13 protein-coding genes are annotated in these 17,820 nt (G+C 68.9%); 9 read left to right on the top strand and 4 right to left on the bottom strand.

Annotation, left to right across the window (positions count from 1 at the left end; translation table 11 throughout):
- Positions 1–1,572 (top strand): hypothetical protein, encoded by a 1,572-nt coding sequence (locus KA248_00220; protein MBP7828318.1) that lies wholly within the window; start codon positions 1–3, stop codon positions 1,570–1,572.
- 117 nt (positions 1,573–1,689) lie between these two features.
- Here KA248_00220 and KA248_00215 read toward each other — a convergent pair whose 3' ends face one another.
- The gene (locus tag KA248_00215; GenBank protein ID MBP7828317.1) at positions 1,690–2,106 is read right to left on the bottom strand and encodes a hypothetical protein; all 417 of its coding nucleotides are present in this window, start codon (positions 2,104–2,106) and stop codon (positions 1,690–1,692) included.
- Between the two features lie 248 nt (positions 2,107–2,354).
- Here KA248_00215 and KA248_00210 point away from each other — a divergent pair, with 248 nt between their 5' ends.
- The gene (locus tag KA248_00210) at positions 2,355–2,741 is read left to right on the top strand and encodes a secondary thiamine-phosphate synthase enzyme YjbQ (protein ID MBP7828316.1); all 387 of its coding nucleotides are present in this window, start codon (positions 2,355–2,357) and stop codon (positions 2,739–2,741) included.
- Positions 2,742–3,287: 546 nt separating this feature from the next.
- Positions 3,288–5,255 carry a tetratricopeptide repeat protein gene (locus tag KA248_00205; protein MBP7828315.1) on the top strand — a complete coding sequence of 656 codons (1,968 nt, stop codon included), beginning with the start codon at positions 3,288–3,290 and terminating at the stop codon, positions 5,253–5,255.
- 16 nt (positions 5,256–5,271) lie between these two features.
- Here KA248_00205 and KA248_00200 read toward each other — a convergent pair whose 3' ends face one another.
- Entirely contained in the window at positions 5,272–8,796 is a 3,525-nt protein-coding gene (locus KA248_00200) for a DNA polymerase III subunit alpha (GenBank protein MBP7828314.1), read from the bottom strand.
- A 229-nt stretch (positions 8,797–9,025) separates the two neighbouring features.
- Here KA248_00200 and fusA point away from each other — a divergent pair, with 229 nt between their 5' ends.
- Positions 9,026–11,113 carry an elongation factor G gene (fusA, locus tag KA248_00195; GenBank protein MBP7828313.1) on the top strand — a complete coding sequence of 696 codons (2,088 nt, stop codon included), beginning with the start codon at positions 9,026–9,028 and terminating at the stop codon, positions 11,111–11,113.
- A 76-nt stretch (positions 11,114–11,189) separates the two neighbouring features.
- A complete protein-coding gene (locus tag KA248_00190) occupies positions 11,190–11,609 on the top strand; it encodes a hypothetical protein (GenBank protein ID MBP7828312.1) in 420 nt (139 codons plus the stop codon).
- Positions 11,610–11,676: 67 nt separating this feature from the next.
- On the opposite strand, the gene KA248_00185 is transcribed toward KA248_00190, so the two are convergent.
- Complete coding sequence (locus KA248_00185; protein ID MBP7828311.1) at positions 11,677–12,963, bottom strand: hypothetical protein; 1,287 nt, start codon at positions 12,961–12,963, stop codon at positions 11,677–11,679.
- Between the two features lie 144 nt (positions 12,964–13,107).
- Between KA248_00185 and KA248_00180 the strand changes: the two genes are divergently transcribed.
- Genes KA248_00180 through KA248_00165 form a run of 4 tightly spaced genes read left to right on the top strand, consistent with a single transcriptional unit; the run spans position 13,108 to position 17,300 of the window.
- Positions 13,108–13,830, top strand: a complete 723-nt coding sequence (locus tag KA248_00180; protein ID MBP7828310.1) for an SUMF1/EgtB/PvdO family nonheme iron enzyme — start codon at positions 13,108–13,110, stop codon at positions 13,828–13,830.
- Positions 13,827–14,726, top strand: coding sequence for a lysophospholipid acyltransferase family protein (locus tag KA248_00175; protein MBP7828309.1), 900 nt, complete (start codon positions 13,827–13,829; stop codon positions 14,724–14,726). Before KA248_00180 ends, KA248_00175 begins: the two co-directional genes overlap by 4 nt.
- A 34-nt stretch (positions 14,727–14,760) precedes the next feature.
- Positions 14,761–16,566, top strand: coding sequence for an RluA family pseudouridine synthase (locus KA248_00170; GenBank protein ID MBP7828308.1), 1,806 nt, complete (start codon positions 14,761–14,763; stop codon positions 16,564–16,566).
- The gene (locus KA248_00165) at positions 16,563–17,300 is read left to right on the top strand and encodes a tRNA threonylcarbamoyladenosine dehydratase (protein ID MBP7828307.1); all 738 of its coding nucleotides are present in this window, start codon (positions 16,563–16,565) and stop codon (positions 17,298–17,300) included. The genes KA248_00170 and KA248_00165 overlap by 4 nt, the downstream gene beginning before the upstream one ends.
- Positions 17,301–17,371: 71 nt before the next feature.
- Here the strand turns inward: KA248_00165 and KA248_00160 are convergent, their stop codons facing one another.
- A complete protein-coding gene (locus KA248_00160) occupies positions 17,372–17,809 on the bottom strand; it encodes a hypothetical protein (protein MBP7828306.1) in 438 nt (145 codons plus the stop codon).
- Between the last annotated feature and the right edge of the window lie 11 nt (positions 17,810–17,820).

The raw sequence follows: 17,820 nt of genomic DNA, 5'->3' as shown, positions 1-17,820 counted from the left end.
ATGAAGACGCGTCGCGGCAGCCTTCGCAAGTTTAACTCCGGATGGCTCGGTGCCGTTATGGCGCTGGCGCTGCTCCTGCCCTCCGGCGCCCGCGCGGGCGATCCCGCGCGCTCGGCGGAGTTGTTCGACCAGGCCGCCGCCGAACTCGACCTGCACGGCGACATGTTCGTGTATTTCCAGATCGAGAACCTGGTCGAGGGCCTGCTCGGAAAGTTCAAGGCGGCCATGGAGCGCGTCGCCCAGCAGGACGACTCGGCCGCCGAGGCGGCGGATGTCTTCCGGCGGCTGGACGCCTTCCTGCGCGGCCAGGGCCTGTACGACGGGGTCAGCGTCGGCTTGAGCTCCAAGCCGCGGCCGGACGGGCTGTTCGAGGTCAAGAGCTTCATCGGCCGCCGGCCGGCGGAGAACGAGCCCCTCTTCTGGCGCATGCTCGGGGGCGCCCCGCGCGCGCTGCGCGTGCTGGACCTGCTGCCCGCGGATGCCGCCCTGGTGGTCTCCGCGGATATCCAGCCCGCCGACATCTGGGCCTTCCTCCAGGCCGCCGTGCGCGAGGTCGGAAGCGAACAGGCGCACGAGGAAATGCGGGCCGCCGTGGATGAGTTGAAGACGTCCGCGGGCGCGGACCTCGACGCGCTGCTGGCCTCCTTGAGCGGGGAACTGGCCGTGTCCGTGCAGCTCTCGAAGGAAAAAACGCTGCCGCTGCCCCTCGGGGAGGAAGGGATCGAGGTGCCCGAGCCCTCGCTGCTGATCGCGATCGGCGTCAAGGACGACTCACTGATGCAACTCCTCCTGACGCTCCTGGGCGGGAGCGGCCTGACCTTCGAGGAACAGCAGACCGGGGGCGCCACGCTCCACGTCTCCCCCGCCGTCGCCGAGGCCCCGTTCCCGCTGCAGCCCGCGCTCGCGCAGCACGAGGGATTTCTGCTGGCGGGCTCCACGCCGGACGTCCTCGCCCAGGCTGTAGCCGTGCTCGGCGGCGCCCCGGGCTTGAAGGCGGAGGCGGGCTTCCAGGCCCTGACACAGGGATTGCCCGCGGAGCATAACGGGCTGACGTTCATCGACGAGCGGCTCAAGGCCGCCGCGTACGAGATCCAGCGCGGCGCCATCCGGGGCGACATGGATGAGGAGGAAGCCGAGCTGACGCTCGAACTCATGGACCTCTTCTTTGGCTGGAGCATGAAAGGCTCGGTCGCGAGCGTGCGCGTGGTCAAGCCGACCGGGCTCCTGACGCATTCCGTGACCCCGACCGGCGGGCGGGAAGTCCTGCTCCTCGGCGCCGCCATGCCGGCGGGCATGCTGGCGGCCATCACCATCCCCAGCTTCACGAGGGCGCGTTCACACGCGCAGCACGCGCAGATGATCAATACGCTGCGGCTCGTGGACGCCGCCAAGCAGCAGTGGGCGCTGGAGGAGAGCAAGAACGACGGCGAAGAGGTCACCGAGGCGGACATCGAGCCGTATCTGCGGCCCGGCTCCCTCGCGCTCCCGCCCGGGCATACGCTGACGATCAATCCGCTCGGCGAGGACCCGGTCATCACGCGGCCGGACGGCACACAAATCACTCTTCCGTAGTCTGACGAAGGCAGAGGGCGAGGACCACGCCCGGCGAGGGGTCCCCGCCCTCGTTCACCGGCGGGGCAAGCCCGCCGGGGTTCTTGTCGGCTTATCTCGCCGAAGTCCGCGGCGCGATCAGGGTTGCGCCATCTTGGTCATATTCTCGCGCCACTTGGCCATGGCGGCCTGGACTTCCGGATCGTCCCCGTACTGGGTGCCGATTTTCATGAAGGCCTGGGCAAACTTCATGGCCGCGGCCTTGACCTTCTCCATCTCTTCCTTCAGTTCCGGCGCATTCTCGAGATCCTCGCCCTTGTACTTCTCCTTGAGTTTCTCGCTCTTCTCCATCATGGCGGACATTCTCTCGGAGTAGCGGTTCACGGCGGCGGCGACTTCCTTCCCGCTGCCGGCCTTCTCGACCTGGGAGACGAAGTCGTCCATGAACGAGATCTGATCGTTCATGGCGGCTTTCGCGTCGGCATATTTCCCGCCCGAGCACGAGGCCAGGCTCGCCACGACCGCCAGCAGACACAGGCACCTGATGAATTTCACGAAACCCTCCTTTCAAGGGATATGTTGGGCCGCACGCTATCGCAGAACGGCCCGTTCGTCGAGGCCGAAGAAGATCGCCCCCACCCGCACGCAGCGGCCGCCGCACAGGCCCGCTCTTTTTCGTGGAATGGATCCGGCCTCGCTCCTTTCTACTGGTGAAGGCGCGCGTGCTGGCCGGGCCGCGCGCCGCGGGGGGAGGTGATGACGATGGCTTGATTTTACGGATTTCGCGGCGCATCGTCGGCGCCATGGAATCCTTCTCCATAGCGACGAAGCGGCGCACGGACTTCGTGGATATCACGCGCGAGGTCGAGCGCGCGGCGGCCGCGCTGGGCGTGCGGGACGGGGCGGTGACCGTCTTCGTGCCTCACACCACGGCCGGCATCACGATCAACGAGCATGCGGATCCCGACGTGATGTCGGACCTGGAGGCGGCGCTGGAGCGCGTGGTCCCGTGGAGGGCCGACTATGCCCACGCGGAGGGCAACGCGGCGGCGCATGTGAAGGCCAGCCTGATGGGCTCCTCCGTCCGGGTTCTCGTGGAGCGCGGGCACCTGCGGCTGGGGACGTGGCAGGGCGTGTTCCTGTGCGAATTCGACGGACCGCGCACCCGCACCGTCTGGGTCTCGGCCTGACTTGGCCGTGCGCAAACTCGCATCGGACCGGCGGCCGGGCCCGGCGGGGCACGCCGGGTTGGCAACAAGCCGGGGGGGGTGGACCGCCTGTCGCGCTCCGGAACCGAAGGCGCAGACGGGGCGGCGCCCTCCAGCGTTCTTCAGCACAGGCTTCGTGATATCGCAACCTGGAGGGCCGCGTGTTGTCACGTCCGCGGCGGCCGGATGGGAAGTGCAAGGCGCGCGGACGCTCGCGTGATCTGAAACATCAGCGCCGGCTTCATGATGCCGATGTCTGGACCGGCAGGACACGTTTCGATCACGGCCCCGGAGAGGACCCTCCGCCGAACCCACCCGCCGTTCTCTTTCGCGAGATCCCTCGCTATCGCTCGGGATGAGCGGCCGGCTTTTCGGATGCCGGGCGATATCCATCGGCGCTTCAAAGCAGCGCGCTTCGCGCGGGAGAAGACCGTCGCGGGGGGCAACCTTGTCCGCGCATTTGGGCGCCCCCTTTTCCTTGTCCGCGCTCTGTCTCCTGCGTTATCCTGAAGGCGCGGGCAGGAAACCATGGGAAGCATACTCAAGAGCCTGGCGGGCGCGGCCGCGCTGTTCATATTGGGCCTGGGCTTCCTGGGCGGCTGCGGCGGGGCGCCGGGCGAACGGGAATACAGCCTCGGCTTGCGCGAATTCAACCGCGAGCGATGGGTCCGGGCGCGGGCCCTGCTGGAGAAAGCAATCGCGCGGCGGCCGGGCCACGCGGACAACGCCGCGGCGTACCACTTTCTCGGCGTGGCCTGCTGGCGCATGGGCCAGGTGCAGCCCGCGCTGGAAGCCTTCGAGGCCAGCCGCCGGCTGGCGCCCGATCTGCCCGAACCCCTGTACAACACGGCGGTGATCTTTTTCGAGAGCGGCGATCCCGCCCGCGCGGAGTCGCTGTTCCAGGAGGCCGCGCTGTCCCGGCCCGGGGACCCGCGCCCGCTGGAATTCATGGGCGCCCTGTACACGCAGTCGGGACAATGGGCGGAAGCGAGGCGCGTGCTTTCCGTCGCCCTGGCGCGCGCGCCGCAATCCGCACGCATCCTGAACGCGTTGGCGTGCGTCGAGGCCCGGGCCGGCCAACGGGACCCGGCGGTGTTCTACTTCATGCAGGCGCTGGAAAAGGACTCCCGGTACTCGCCGGCGCTCTTCAATCTCGCCCGGCTGCACGAGGGACGCGACGCGGCACAGGCGGAGTCCTATTTCGGGAAATACCTGGAGGCCCTTCGCGGCGACACGGCGGCGAACGCGGGGCCCCAAGCCGAGTACGCGAGACGCGCCCTCGGCGACATGGCCGCCGAGAAAGCCGAGAAATCGGCGGCGCCCCAAGCCCCCTCGCCCTCTCCGCTTCCGGCGGCCAAGTCCTACGAGGCGCTGCTGAAGAACGCGGCCGCGGAATCGGCCAGGGGACATACCGCCGCGGCGCTGCACCTGTGCCTTGAAGCCGCGGGCCGGGCAGAGCGGCAGCGCGAGGCCGGCAAGCAGGAGAAGGCCCTGCAGGCCGCCGTCCAACTCGCGCCGCAGCAGGCTCGGGCCCATTACGCGCTAGGACGATTCCTGGCCGAGCGAGGGAAAGCCGACGCCGCGCTGGAGAGTTTCAAGAAGGCCGTGGAACTCGATGCGCGCTTTTCGCTGGCCCAGCTCGGGCTGGCCGAGGCCGCCGTCAAAACGGGCGAATTCGATGCCGCCCTCGTGGCCTGCCGGGCCGTCGTCCAGCAGGAACCGGAAAACCCCGAGGCCCTCTGGCTCATGGCGACGCTCTACGACCAGCCGCTGGACATGCCCGAACCCGCCGCGCGCACGTACCGCGAATTCGAGCGCCGCTTCCCGGGCGATCCGCGGGTCGTGCGAGCCCGGGAGCGCCTGAAGGTCCTGCAGCCCCCGCGGCCCGAGCCCCCCGCACCCGCCGAGCCTGCGCCGACGCCGCCCCCGGAACCTGCGCCGGCGCCCGAGCCTCCTCCCCCCGCGCCCCCGGCCCGCGCGGAATCCCGCGACGGCGCGCGCCGCGTGTCCTTCAAGCCGCCCGCCACCCGCGACCTCCAGGCCGCCGTGCAGGCCTACAACCGCGGCACGACGTATCAGCAGCAGGGCGACGTGGACCGCGCCGTCTTTTACTACCTGCGGGCCGTCGAAAACGACGATTCCTTCGCCACGGCGTTTTTCAACCTGGGCATCGTGTACACCGCCCGCCGGGATTTCGATCTCGCGAAGGACGCCTACCGCCTGGCCCTGGAGCGGCAGCCGGACCTCGTGGCGGCCCGCTACAACCTGGCCGTGCTGCTCGCGGAGCAGGACGAGGTGGAGGCCGCCGCGGAGCAATACGCCCTGATCCTCAAAACCCACCCGGACCACGCGGCGTCGCACTATGCGCTCGGCCTGCTCTACGCGGACAAGGCCGGCACCTACGGGCTCGCGCGCCGGCACTACGAGGCCTTCCTGAAGCTGGAGCCGGAAAGCCCGGCCGCCGGGGCCGTGCGCGACTGGTTGAGCATCCATTGATCCCGCCGGGCCGCCTTCAGTCCGGGCGGCCGCCCCACCGGCCCCGCCCGTTGCGCGCGCCGTTCTCCTTGCGGCACGCGCGCTTGACGACCTCGACGTAGACGCCGTCCTCGCCCACCACGTGCTCCAGCTCCCGGACCAGGGCCTCCGCCGCCTCGACGTGAAACGTCCGGTCGGCCTTGACGAAAACCTTTTCGCCCGTCGGGAACTGCAGGCAGAGCGTGACCGGGGTGGGCCCGGGATGACGGGCCAGCAGCTCCTTGATCTTCCAGAGCTTGGCGTCGTCGAGCCCGGCGGCGGGGACGTGCACACTCAAGCGCTCGGCGAACATCCGGTGCACGTCCTTGAGCGGGTAGATCTCCTGGACCTCGATCTTGGTCTGGTCGCCTTTCTTGACGACGCCGCAGAGCATCACCGGCGCGGCATCCTGGAGGTGCACCCCGTACTCGCGGAACGCGTCGGGAAACGCCACGGCCTCCACCGCGCCGTCGAGCAGTTCCAGCCGGAACACGCCCATCGGCTTCTCGTCCTTCTTCGTGAACTTCTTCTGGAACTGCGCGACGAGGCCGCCGACCCGCGCGGCGCCGCCGGACGGCACGGCCTCCAGGCCCGCCATGTTGGCCACGCCGAAGGTCCGCAGCGCCCACTCGTAGGCGGTCAGCGGGTGGCCCGAGATGTAGAAGCCCAGCAGCTCCCGCTCGGCGGCCAGCATCTGGCTTTCCGGCCACGGCTCGCCCGGGGGCAGTTCGTCCTGGGCGGGCGTCCCTTCCGTCGGGGCTAGGAGGTCGAAGAGCGAGGTCTGCCCGCTACGCTTGTCCCGCTGCAGGGCCGCGGCATGGCTCACGGCAAAGTCCAGGCCGGCGAAGAGCCGCCCGCGCGACATCCCGCTGAAGTCGAAGGCCCCGCACTTGACCAAACTCTCCAGCGTCTTCTTGTTGACGAGCTGGGCGTCCACGCGCCCGCAGAAATCCACCAGGCCCTTGAACGGGCCGCGCTCCGCGCGCTCGGCGACGATCGCCGCGACGGCGCCGGTCCCGACGTTCTTCACCCCCGCCATGCCGAACCGGATGGCGTCGCCGACGGGCTTGAACCGCACCTCGCTGTCGTTGACGTTCGGCGGCAGGACCTCGATGCCCATCTCGCGCGCCTCGGCCACCAGCAGGGGCAGCTTGTCCGTGTTGCCGATTTCGCTCGAGAGCAGCGCGGCCATGAACTCGACCGGGTAGTGCGTCTTCAGCCATGCCGTCTGGTAGGAGAGAATGGCGTAGGCCGCGCTGTGCGACTTGTTGAAGCCGTAGCCGGCGAAGCGGGAGATGTCTTCGAACACTTTCTTGGCGACGCGGGGCGGGATGCGGTTGGTCTTCTGGCAGCCCTGGACGAACTTCTCCTCCATCTCGTCCATGACTTCCTTCTTCTTCTTGCCCATCGCGCGCCGGAGAATGTCGCCCTGGCCCAGGCTGAACCCGGCCAGCACGTTGGCCACCTGCTGCACCTGCTCCTGGTAGAGCATGACGCCGTAGGTCTCGCGGAGGATGGGCTCCATCAGAGGATGGTCGTAGGCGAGCTTGACCTTGCCGTGCTTCCGGTTGACGTAGTCGTCCAGCATGTTCATCGGGCCGGGCCGGAAGAGGGCGATCATGGCGATCAGGTCCTCGAAGCGCGTCAGCCCGATACGCCGCAGCAGGTCGCGCATCCCCTTGCTTTCCACCTGGAACACGCCGACGGTGTCGCCGCGGTTGAGCAGGTCGAACGTCGCCGCGTCGTCCATGGGCAGGTTCGCCATGTCCAGCTCGACGCCGCGCCCGGACCGGACAAGGTCGACGGCCTCCTGGATGACGGTGAGGGTCTTCAGCCCGAGGAAGTCCATCTTCAGCAGGCCGACCTCGCCGAGGGGCTCCATCTCGAACTGCGTGATGACCTCGCCGTCCTTATCCCGCTGGAGCGGAACGAGTTCAATCAGCGGCCTCTCGCCGATCACCACGCCGGCGGCGTGGGTGCCCGGGTTGCGCGGCAGGCCCTCCAGCACCTCGGCATACTTGAGGATGCGCCGCGCGTTGTCCTCGGTGTCGCGGGCCTTGCGGAACTCGGGATTCTGCTTGAGCGCGATCTCCAGCGTCATCTTGGGATCGTCCGGGACCATCTTGGCCAACCGGTCGCACTCGCCTAGCGGGATCTCGAGCACGCGCCCGATGTCCCGGATCACCGTCTTGGCGCCGAGGCTGCCGAAGGTGATGATCTGGGCCACGTTATCGCGCCCGTACTTCTCGCGGACGTATTCGATCACCTCGCCGCGCCGGCTTTGGCAGAAATCGATGTCGAAGTCCGGCGGCGAGATGCGCTCCGGGTTCAGGAACCGCTCGAAGATGAGATTGTACCGCAGCGGGTCGATGCCCGTGATGCCCAGCGCGTACGCCACGATGCTGCCCGCGCCGGACCCGCGGCCGGGCCCGACGGGGATATGCTGCTCGTGGGCGAAGCGGACGAAGTCCCAGACGACGAGGAAGTAGTTGAGGAACCGGGTCTTTTCGATCACGCCCAGCTCGAAGAAGAACCGCTCGCGGATTTTCTTTTCCGCGTCGTTCTTCGGATGATCGAGGTCCTCGATGCCGTAGCGGCGCCGTAGCCCCTCGCGCCCGAGCTGCTCGAGGTAGGTCTTCTCGTCTTTCCCGCCCGGGATCTCGTATTTCGGGAAGTGCAGGTCTTTTTCCAGGCGCAGCTCCACGTTGCAGCGGTCGGCGATCTCCACGGTGTTCGCCAGGACCTCGGGATGGTCCGGGAAGAGGCGCTGCATCTCCTCGCCGCTTTTCATGTAGAACTGGTTCGAGGCATAGCGCATTCGCTTGGGATCGGTCATGACGGTCTGCGTCTGGAGGCAGAGCAGCACCTCATGGGCCTCGGCATGCTCCGGGCGGAGGTAATGCACGTCGTTGGTGGCCACGACGGGCAGGCCGGTCCGGCGGGCGACCTCCAGGATGCCCCGGTTGGCGGTCTTCTGTTCGGGCAGGCCGTGGTCCTGGATCTCCAGGAAGAAGTTGCCGGGCCCCAGGATCTCCGTGTAGGCCCGGGCGGCGCGCTCCGCCGCGGCCGTATCCTCGTGCGCGCAGGCCGCGGCCACCTCGCCGTGCAGGCAGCTCGCAAGCCCGATCAGCCCTTCGTGGTGCTGCGCCAGCAGTTCCTTGTCGATGCGCGGCTTGTAGTAGAAGCCCTCGAGGTGCGCGAGGGAGACGAGGCGCACGAGGTTGTGCCAGCCCTGCAGGTTCTCGGCCAGCAGCACCAGGTGATGCCGCGGCGCGTTCGCGTTCCGTTCCCGCCGTCCGTCGGACGCCACGTACACCTCGCAGCCCAGCACGGGCTTGATCCCGAGGCTGCGCGCCTGCTTGTAGAAGTCCACGATGCCGTAGAGCACGCCGTGATCGGTGATCGCGACGGCCGCCATGCCGAGCTCCTGCGCCCGCTCCATCACGCGGTCCGGCTGGCAGGCCCCGTCCAGCAAGCTGTACGCCGTGTGAAAATGCAAATGGACAAACGGTACGGTCTTCAAATTTTACGCTCCGCGGGATCGCCGAACTCTTCCGCCATGGTACCGGGACTCCTTATAGCCCATCCGGGAGCCCGATGCCAAAAAAGAATTTGCGCCGCCGGAAAACAGCGGGGTTTAGCGCTTTTTTCTCTTGCCTGCCGGGGGTTCCCCCGGCATAGTCGCCGCCTTTTTACGGCCGGGACGACCTCGCGCAGAACCGCGACCGAACCCCCGCGGGAAGGAAGACACCATGCCCAGACAGGTACCGCTTTCGAATATACGGAACATCGGCATCATGGCGCACATCGATGCCGGCAAGACGACCGTCAGTGAGCGCATCCTCTTTTTCACGGGGAAGACGCACAAGCTCGGGGAGGTCCACGACGGCGCCGCCCAGCTCGACTGGATGCCCCAGGAACGCGAGCGCGGCATCACGATCACGTCCGCCGCGACCACGACCACCTGGCGCGATCACCAGATCACGCTGATCGACACCCCGGGCCACGTGGACTTTACGGTCGAGGTCGAGCGCAGCCTGCGCGTCCTGGACGGCGCCATCGCCCTCTTCTGCGCCGTCGGCGGCGTGGAGCCCCAGGCGGAAAAGGTCTGGCACCAGAGCGAAAAGTACAACGTGCCCAAGATCGCCTTCGTCAACAAGATGGACCGCGTGGGCGCGGATTTCTTCGCCGTCCTGGAGGAGATCCAGACCGACCTCGGCGCCAATGCCGTGCCCGTCGTCGTGCCGATCGGCAAGGAGGAATCGTTCAAGGGCATCATCGACCTGGTCGCCATGAAGGCCATCTACTACGACGAGGACAACCAGGGCACCACGTTCCGCGAGGAGAACATCCCCGCGGACAAGATGGACAAGGCGCGGAAGTGGCGCGCCAACCTCGTCGAGAAGTGCGCGGAGCAGGACGACGCCCTGCTCGAGAAGTTCGTCGAGAAGGGCGACCTGACCGAGGGCGAGATCCTGGGCATCCTGCGCAAGGCCACCATCGCCCGGCGCGTCGTGCCGGTCTACTGCGGCTCCGCCTTCAAGAACAAGGGCATCCAGCGCGTGCTCGACGGCGTGATCCGCTGCCTGCCCGCCCCGAACGAGATCCCGCCCATCATCTGCGCGCGCGAGCCGGAGGTGAACACCCGCGAGCCCAGGGACGACGACCCGTTCTCCGCCCTGGCCTTCAAGGTGGTGTCCGACAAGCACATGGGCAAACTCACGTACATCCGCATCTACTCCGGCCGGCTGGAATCCGGCTCGACGGTGCTGAACAGCAGCCGCGACAAAACCCAGCGCGTCAGCCGGCTGTTCCGCATGCACGCGAACCGCCAGGAGGTGATCACCGAGGCCTTCACGGGCGACATCGTCGCCGTCGTCGGCCTCACCGACACGCGGACCGGCGACACGCTGTGCAACGAGGATCAGCCCATCCATCTCGAGGCCATCGAGTTCCCGGCCCCCGTCGTCTCCATCAGCATCGCGCCGGAGACGCAGGGCGACTCGGAGCGGCTGGGCGAGGCGCTGCACCGGCTGGCGGACGAGGATCCGACCTTCACCGTGGCCTTCGATCCCGAGACCTCCGAAACGATCATCTCCGGCATGGGGGAGCTGCACCTCGAGATCATCGTGGACCGCCTGAAGCGCGAGTTCAACGTGACGGCGAAGGTCGGGCGGCCCGAGGTGGCCTACCGCGAGACCGCGACGGTGGCCGTCGACGGCGAGGGCAAGTACATCAAGCAGTCCGGCGGGCGCGGCCAGTACGGCCACGTGTGCATGAAACTGGAGCCGCTGCCGCCCGGCGGCGGGTTCGAGTTCGTCAACGACGTCGTCGGCGGGCGCATCCCGCTGCAATACATCCCGTCCGTCGAGAAGGGCGTGGTCCGGGCCCTGCGCTCCGGCCCGTTCGCCGGGTACCCGGTGGTGGACCTGCGGATCTCGCTCTACGACGGGTCGTACCACGAGGTGGACTCCAACGACTTCGCCTTCCAGGAGGCGGCCCGCATCGCGTTCAAGCAGATGTTTCTCAAGGGCCAGCCCGAGCTGCTCGAGCCGGTCATGTCCGTCGAGGTGGTCGCCCCGGAGGAGTTCATGGGCCCGTGCGCCAGCTCCGTCTGCCAGCGGCGCGGACGCATCGAGTCCATGACCAAGAAGGGCGACATGCAGATCATCGAGGGGCTCGTGCCGCTGGCCGAGATGTTCGGCTACGCCAACGCGCTGCGAACCCTGACCCAGGGCCGCGCCTCGTTCAGCATGCACTTCGAACACTACGAGGCCGTGCCCGATGCCCTCGCCGAGGCCATCGTCGAGAAGCGGCGCAAAGAGAAGAAGGTGCGGTAAGGACCCGCCTTTCCGGCTTCTCTTTCGCCGGAGGGGACCCCATACTCGGGCCATGGAAAACCCGAAGGCGCCAGGCATGATACCGGACCTGCAATCGAGCATCCTGTGCGACGATGTGCGCCAGGAGCGGAACGGCAAGTTCATCCTCATCGGGCTCTTCGACGCCATTGGCGCGCCGAAGTTCCCGCTGGTCTACCCGCGGCTGTTCATGGTCACCCGCTGGTGCAGCGGCGAGGGCACCTTCCAGCAGCGGACACGCATCCTGCGGCCCGACGGCCTGACCACGCTCGCCGAGGGCAAGGACATCCCCGTGCGCCTGCCCAACGCCGAGGCCACGGCGACGAACATCGAGGCCTTCATGAACGTGGTCTTCCAGGAGGAAGGCACGCACTGGATCGAAATCCTGCTGGAGGGCGACCTGAAGGTACGGTTCCCGCTGCGGGTGAACAAGATCCAGCCCCCGGCCGGCGCCCCGCCGGCGACGGAAGAAGCTTGAGGCCGCGCGCCGTGACGCGGGCGTCCCGCCCGCGCTCTTCGCGGCCGGGGACGGCCGCGCCACTTTTTCAGCCCTGCGCGTCGGGGTCGCTTTCCACGAGGCGGATGGTCTTGGGCTTGGCCGCCTCGCGCAGCAGCTTGTCCGAGGCCTCGACGTGCTTGTTGAGCACGTCGAGCGTCTTGCGGAACTCCTCGGTCGCCGCGACGGCCTTGAGCGTGCCGTCCACGGTCTGCTGGACGTGGAGGACCTTCTCGATTTCCTTGCCGAACTGCGCGACGCGGTCGAGTTGGGCCTGGAGTCCCTGGCTGGCCGCCGCGACTTTCTCGGCGTGGTCCTTGAAAGCCGCCACGACCTGGCCGGCGCCCTCGCCGTAGGTCTTGGCCAGCTGGCCCGGGATCGAGGCGAGGGACTTGTCGAGGCTTTGCGAATGCGCCTCGAGCACGCCCTTCCACTGCCCGACGCCCGCGGCCAGCCCGGTCTTGAGATCGCCCGTGGCCGAGGAGAGCGACTCCTTGACCGCCTTGAGATCGGCGGTGGCGGCCGACAGCGCCTGCGCGACCTTCTCGGCCGCGGCGCCCTGGCCTTCCCCGACGCTCTTCTGCAGCTTCTCGACCGAGGCCGCCACCTGTTGCATCGCGCCCTCCACGGCCGACCGCATCGCGGCCGCCATCGCATCGGGCTGCGGCACGTGGTTCTTGAACGCCGCCTGGATCGCCCCGCCCAGCGCGCCGGCCAGGTCGGCGGCGGTCATGGCGGTCTGCGGGATGTTGCACGGCAGCCGCGCGAGGAGCCGGCACTCGATGTAGCGGTCCACGCGCAGGAGCAGCGTCTGGCGCGCCAGCACGGTCAGGCCCAGCAGCATCATCCCGCCCCAGAACCACATCGTGTTCCCCTGGAGCCACACGGCGACCACCAGCAGGAGGAGCGCGAACACCACGCCGCCATACAACTGGCCCCTGGCCTGGGCGCTCTGGAAGCCGGCCAGGCCCATGACCTGCCGGGGCTGCCATCCGAGACTCCACGTCTTGAGGAGGTGACGAAGGCGCGCGCGCAAGGCGGACGAGGCGCAGAGCGTCTCGAGGTGGGCGGACACCGCCGCGCGGTCGGCGACATCGAGTTCGGCCGGCGCCGGGTCGCCCTTCAAGGCGATGTACTCGGAGACCAGGTCCAGCCACTGCAGGAAGAGGTAAGCCCAGACCAGGCCGAGGCTGAAGCAGGCGGCCAGGTGGCGGATCGAGGCCGAGAAAATATCCCCCGCCAGCAGGTAGCCGAGCAAACCGCCCAGGGCCACCAGCGGCAGGAGGCCCATGGCCAGGGATCCGGATCCATCACGACTCGAGGCATCGCTTTTCATGAGGGCATTCCTCCACTCTGGAGTTAGAGCGCAGAAGCATAGGGCGTTTCGCGGAGATTGTCAAAGCACAGTCTTGCGGTTATAAGCCCTTTACAACAACCGCGGGTCTTCACCATGGGCGGACACGGCAGGATACGAAGAGACTTGGCGCTGGCGCTGCTCGGGGGCGGGCTCGTCGGCGGGGTCGTGAAAGCGGGGGACCGCGCCGCGGGCGCGCCGCCCCTGGCCGCCATCCCGGCCGGCCGCTTTGTCATGGGCGGCCGCGAGGCCGAGCCCCCGCAGGAACGGCGCGAGGTCGAAGTCCCGGCCTTCCGCATGGGCCTTCACGAGGTGACGGTGCGGGAGTGGGTCGCATGGCTCAATACCCCGGGCGCCGCGGGCTACCCGGGCTCGCCGCAGATCGTCCGCCGCGGGGACCGGTTCCGGCCGGCGCGCGGGCAGGCCCGCCGCCCGGCGGCCTGGGTCAGCCTGGCCGACGCGCAGGCCTACTGCGGCTGGCTTTCGGAGCGGACCAGGCTTCGCGTCCGCCTGCCGACGGAAGCGGAGTGGGAGCGCGCCGCGCGCGGCGGGCTCGAGGGCGCGCGCTATCCTTGGGGCTGGGGCGCGCCCGAGGGCCGGGCCTGCTTCGCCGCGAAAGAGGCCCGGGAGGTCGGCTCCTACCCACCCAACCCGTACGGCCTGCGCGACATGGCCGGCAATGTCTTCGAGTGGTGCGCGCCGGACCCGGCCGGCGGCGCCTTCGCCCGCGGCGGAAGCTGGGCGGAAAACGATCCGCGTTTCCTCCGCGTGTACAACCGCGTATCCTTTCCCGCGGGCTACCGGGACGCCGACGTCGGGTTCCGGATCGTGGTGGAGCAGGACGAATGAAACACCGGGTGCGCGATTACGTGGAATACGGACTCGTGCGCGGCCTGACCGCGCTCGTCGGGCGGCTGCCCCACCGCGCGGCGCTGGCCCTCGGCTGGGCGCTGGCCCGGCTGGCCTTCCTGGTCGCCCGCCGCCGGATGCGCAAGTTCGAAAGGCGGATCGCCCAGGTGTTCGGCGACACGAAATCCCCCCGCGAGCGCAGACGAATCCTATGGCTGGCGTGGCGCAACCTGGTGTTCAACGGCATCGAGTCCATGCGCACGCCCCTCGTCACCCGCGAGTGGATCCACCGCGTGGTGGACCAGCGCGACGTCCACCTGCTGTTCGAGAACATGAAGGACGGGCGCGGAGCCGTCCTGGCCGTCCCGCACATGGGCAACTGGGAGCTGGCCGGCGTGGGGATGCAGCTCCTGGGAGCCCGGCTGATGATCATCGTCCGCCGCCAGAAGAACATGCTCACCTACGAATGGCTCAACCGCGTGCGCGCCTCCGCGGGCATCGAGTCGTTCCTCCGCGAGGCTCACAGCTTCATGGGTATTGTAAAGGGGCTGCAGCACGGCAAGGTGCTCGCCATCCTGCCGGACCTGCGGGCCAAGGCGCAGTTCGTGGCCGTGCCGTTTCTCGGGCACACGGCCCAGATCCCCGCCGGCATGGCCGCCTTCGCGCGCGAGGCCGGCGTCCCGATCATCCCGGCCTATGCCGTCCGCGAGGGCTGGACGCGGCACCGCTGGTTGGGCTTCCCGCCGATCCATCCCGATCCCGCGCTCGACCGGGATTCGGATATCGAGCGGATGACGCGCTACGTCATCGGGTTTTTCGACCAGGTCATCCGCGAACACCCGGACCAGTATTTCTGGTTCAACGGGCGGTGGGTGCTGGGCGAAGAATCGAAGTAGGCGGCGACGGCCGGGGCCGGCCTCCCGCCAGGCTATGATTCGTCAACATGTCATTGAGGTGCCGCCCGCGGACGCGGGGAAACGGCTCGACCTTTTTCTCGTGGCGCGCCTGCCGGGCACGACCCGGCCGCTGGTCACCCGGGCCATCGAGCGGAAGGCCGTCCATGTCAACGACCGGCCGGCCGCCAAGGGAACCCGGCTGGCGGCGGGCGACCGGATCGAAATCGTCGAGTTGATGGAGACCACCGACTGGAAGGCCGCGCCCAACCCGGAACTGCCCCTGGCCGTGCTCCACGAGAACCCGGCGTTCCTCGTGCTCGACAAGCCCGCGGGCCTGCCCGTCCACCCGCTGGAGCCCGGCGACGCGCACACGCTCGTCAGCGCCCTGCTCGCCCGCTACCCGGAACTGTCGGCCCTCGGGCCCGATCCCCTGTTCCCGGCCATCGCGCACCGGCTGGACGCGGACACCTCGGGCGTTCTCCTGGCGGCGCGGGACGAAGCCACCTATGACTTCTTCCGCCGCCAGTTCCGGGCCGGGTCCGTCGAAAAAAAATACGTGGCGCTCGTGATCGGCCACGTGGAGCGCGGGGGGCGGCTGGATCAGTTCCTGGCGCACGCGGGGGGCGAGGCGCACCGGATGATCGTGGTCCGGGACGGAACGCGCGGCCGCCGTCCCATGCGGGCGATCACGGAATACGAGCCGCGCGAGCGCCTGCCCGGGCACACGCTCCTCGACGTGCGCATCCGGACGGGGGTCACGCACCAGATCCGTTGCCAGCTCGCGTCGGCCGGGCATCCGGTCGCGGGCGACCGCCTGTACGGGCGCGCTTCGGAAGATATCCCGAGGCTTTTTCTGCACGCGGCGGAGATCGCCTTCCGCGATCCGCGCGCCGGGACGGAATGCCGCTTCCAGGCCCCGCTGCCGGCGGACCTTCAGGCCGCGCTCGAATCCTTACGGTCTCGCGGGAGCTCGACCCTCCAGAAACAAGCGGATGGAGGGCGGCGTTCCCGCGACGCCGCCTGGTCATGGATCGACGCCCATTGCCACCTGCAGGACGAGCGGCTGGCGCCCGACCTCGACGGTGTCCTGGCCCGGGCCCGCGCGGCCGGCATCGAGCGGATGATCTGCTGCGGCTCGACGGAATCCGACTGGCCCCGCGTCGCGGAACTGGCCGGGCGGCACGCGGACCTCGTCCCCGCGTTCGGCCTTCACCCGTGGTACTTGCGCGAACGTTCCGCACAATGGATCGAGAACCTCGAACGCCTGCTGATCGAGCACCCCGGCGCCGGCGTCGGGGAAATCGGGCTCGACCATGCGATCCCGGACCGGAACGACGCGGAACAGGAAGAGGTCTTCCTAGCCCAGTTGCAACTGGCCCGGCGGCTCGGCCGGCCCGTATGGATTCACAGCCGCCGCGCCTGGGGCCGTTTGCCCGACTTGCTGCGCGAGTTCGGCCGCCACGAGCCCGGCCTGGTGCTGCATTCCTATTCCGGGCCCGCGGAACTCATGGGACAACTGGCGGAACTCAACGCGTACTTCTCTTTCTCCGGCACGATCACCCGCTCGAACAACCGGCGCGGGCGCGAGGCCGCCGCGCGGGCGCCAGCGGAACGGCTGCTCATCGAAACCGACGCCCCCGACCTGCCGCCGGTCATTCGCGCCGCTGACGGTTCTGCCCATGTTCCGGCCTTGAGCGAGCCGGCGCACCTGGTCTACGTGGCCGGGGCGCTGGCGGAAATCAGGGGGTGGACGCTGGAGGAGACGGCGCGCGTCACGCTTGAAAATGCCCGGAACCTTTCCTTCCGGCGACACAAGGTCGCCGGGGAGGCGAGAAAATGACTCGCGATGCAGCCTTCTTCTCGCGCAACGAACTGCTGCTCGGCCCGGACGCCGTGACGAGACTGGGCGAGGCCCTCGCGGTCATCGCCGGCCTGGGGGCCGTGGGTTCGTTCGCGCTCGAGGCCCTCGCGCGCGCCGGGGTCGGGCGCTTCCGCCTGGCGGATTTCGACGAGATCCGCGCGAGCAACCTGAACCGCCACCTCGCCGCGCTCCACTCGACGCTCGGCCGCAAGAAGGTCGAGGCCGCCGCGGCGCGCGTGGCCGACATCAACCCGGACGGCCGGGTCGAGGCGCTGGAACTGTTCGCCGACGAGTCATCCTTCCCCCGAATCCTGGCCGGGCCGCCGGACGTGGTGATCGACGCGATCGACAGCGTCGGGCCCAAGTCGGCCCTGCTGACCGCCGCCGTCCGCGCGGGCGCGCGGGCGGTGATCTCCTGCATGGGCGCGGCCAACCGGGGCGATCCGCTGGCGGTGAAAGTGGCGCCGCTTTCAAAAACGCGCGACTGCCCGCTGGCCCGCGAAGTCCGCGGCCGCGTTCCGAAAGAGCTGCAGAAACATGTCCTCTGCGTGTACTCGGACGAACCGCCCTGGCACCCGCCGGCGCCGCCGGAGGCGGACGGCGCGTTGCGCCGCGGGCGCCCGCGCCGGACACTGGGGAGTCTCTGCTGCGTGACGGGGGTCTTCGGCCTCGTCGCGGCGCGGGAGGCGATCCGGGCGATCTGCGGTAAGTGACCCTGGAGACGCCGCGCCCGCGCGGCGCTTGTCGCGGGACGGCGCGGGCCGGGGGCGGCCCGCCTCCACATTCAGAATAGGGTCAGGTAGTACAGCAGCGGGCTTGTTTCGTCCTCGTAGGTCCAGCCGGTGAGCGACGAGTAGCGCATGGCGTAGTAGCGGACCGTCTTGCCGTCGGACGGGGGCTGGCCGTCCACCGACACCTCGACCCGGCAGACGATATGGTCCCCGGAGCCGCGGGCGCGGATCGAGGTGATCCGCACGCGGCCGGCCGCGAGGACCTTGTCCGAGAATGCCTTCTGCTCGGAGGCCGTCATCCGTTCAAAGGGCCGGTCCGCTTCCCCCAGCGCGTTCCACATGTACGCGGCGGCGAGCCAGGGCCGGATCGCCTCCACGGCCTCCGTGTCCAGGGTGCGGTAGGCCCGCGCGCGGGCGAAGAGCCACAGGCCGAGGACGGCCAGCAGCAAGGCCGCCGCCTGCCACCCTTTCACGTGGACGGTCAGGCTCAAGACAATCCGGG

Source organism: Kiritimatiellia bacterium (assembly GCA_018001225.1).
Taxonomy (GTDB): Bacteria; Verrucomicrobiota; Kiritimatiellia; order CAIQIC01; family JAGNIJ01; genus JAGNIJ01.
The sequence above is the reverse complement of the archived record's forward strand: the minus strand, read 5'-3'. Positions and strand labels throughout refer to the sequence as shown.

Coding starts and splice junctions, on each gene's coding strand:
- KA248_00205 (MBP7828315.1), top strand. CDS start 3,288: ATGGGAAGCATACTCAAGAGCCTGGCGGGCGCGGCCGCGCTGTTCATA.
- KA248_00170 (MBP7828308.1), top strand. CDS start 14,761: ATGATTCGTCAACATGTCATTGAGGTGCCGCCCGCGGACGCGGGGAAA.
- KA248_00190 (MBP7828312.1), top strand. CDS start 11,190: ATGATACCGGACCTGCAATCGAGCATCCTGTGCGACGATGTGCGCCAG.
- KA248_00210 (MBP7828316.1), top strand. CDS start 2,355: ATGGAATCCTTCTCCATAGCGACGAAGCGGCGCACGGACTTCGTGGAT.
- fusA (MBP7828313.1), top strand. CDS start 9,026: ATGCCCAGACAGGTACCGCTTTCGAATATACGGAACATCGGCATCATG.
- KA248_00165 (MBP7828307.1), top strand. CDS start 16,563: ATGACTCGCGATGCAGCCTTCTTCTCGCGCAACGAACTGCTGCTCGGC.
- KA248_00220 (MBP7828318.1), top strand. CDS start 1: ATGAAGACGCGTCGCGGCAGCCTTCGCAAGTTTAACTCCGGATGGCTC.
- KA248_00175 (MBP7828309.1), top strand. CDS start 13,827: ATGAAACACCGGGTGCGCGATTACGTGGAATACGGACTCGTGCGCGGC.
- KA248_00185 (MBP7828311.1), bottom strand. CDS start 12,963: ATGAAAAGCGATGCCTCGAGTCGTGATGGATCCGGATCCCTGGCCATG.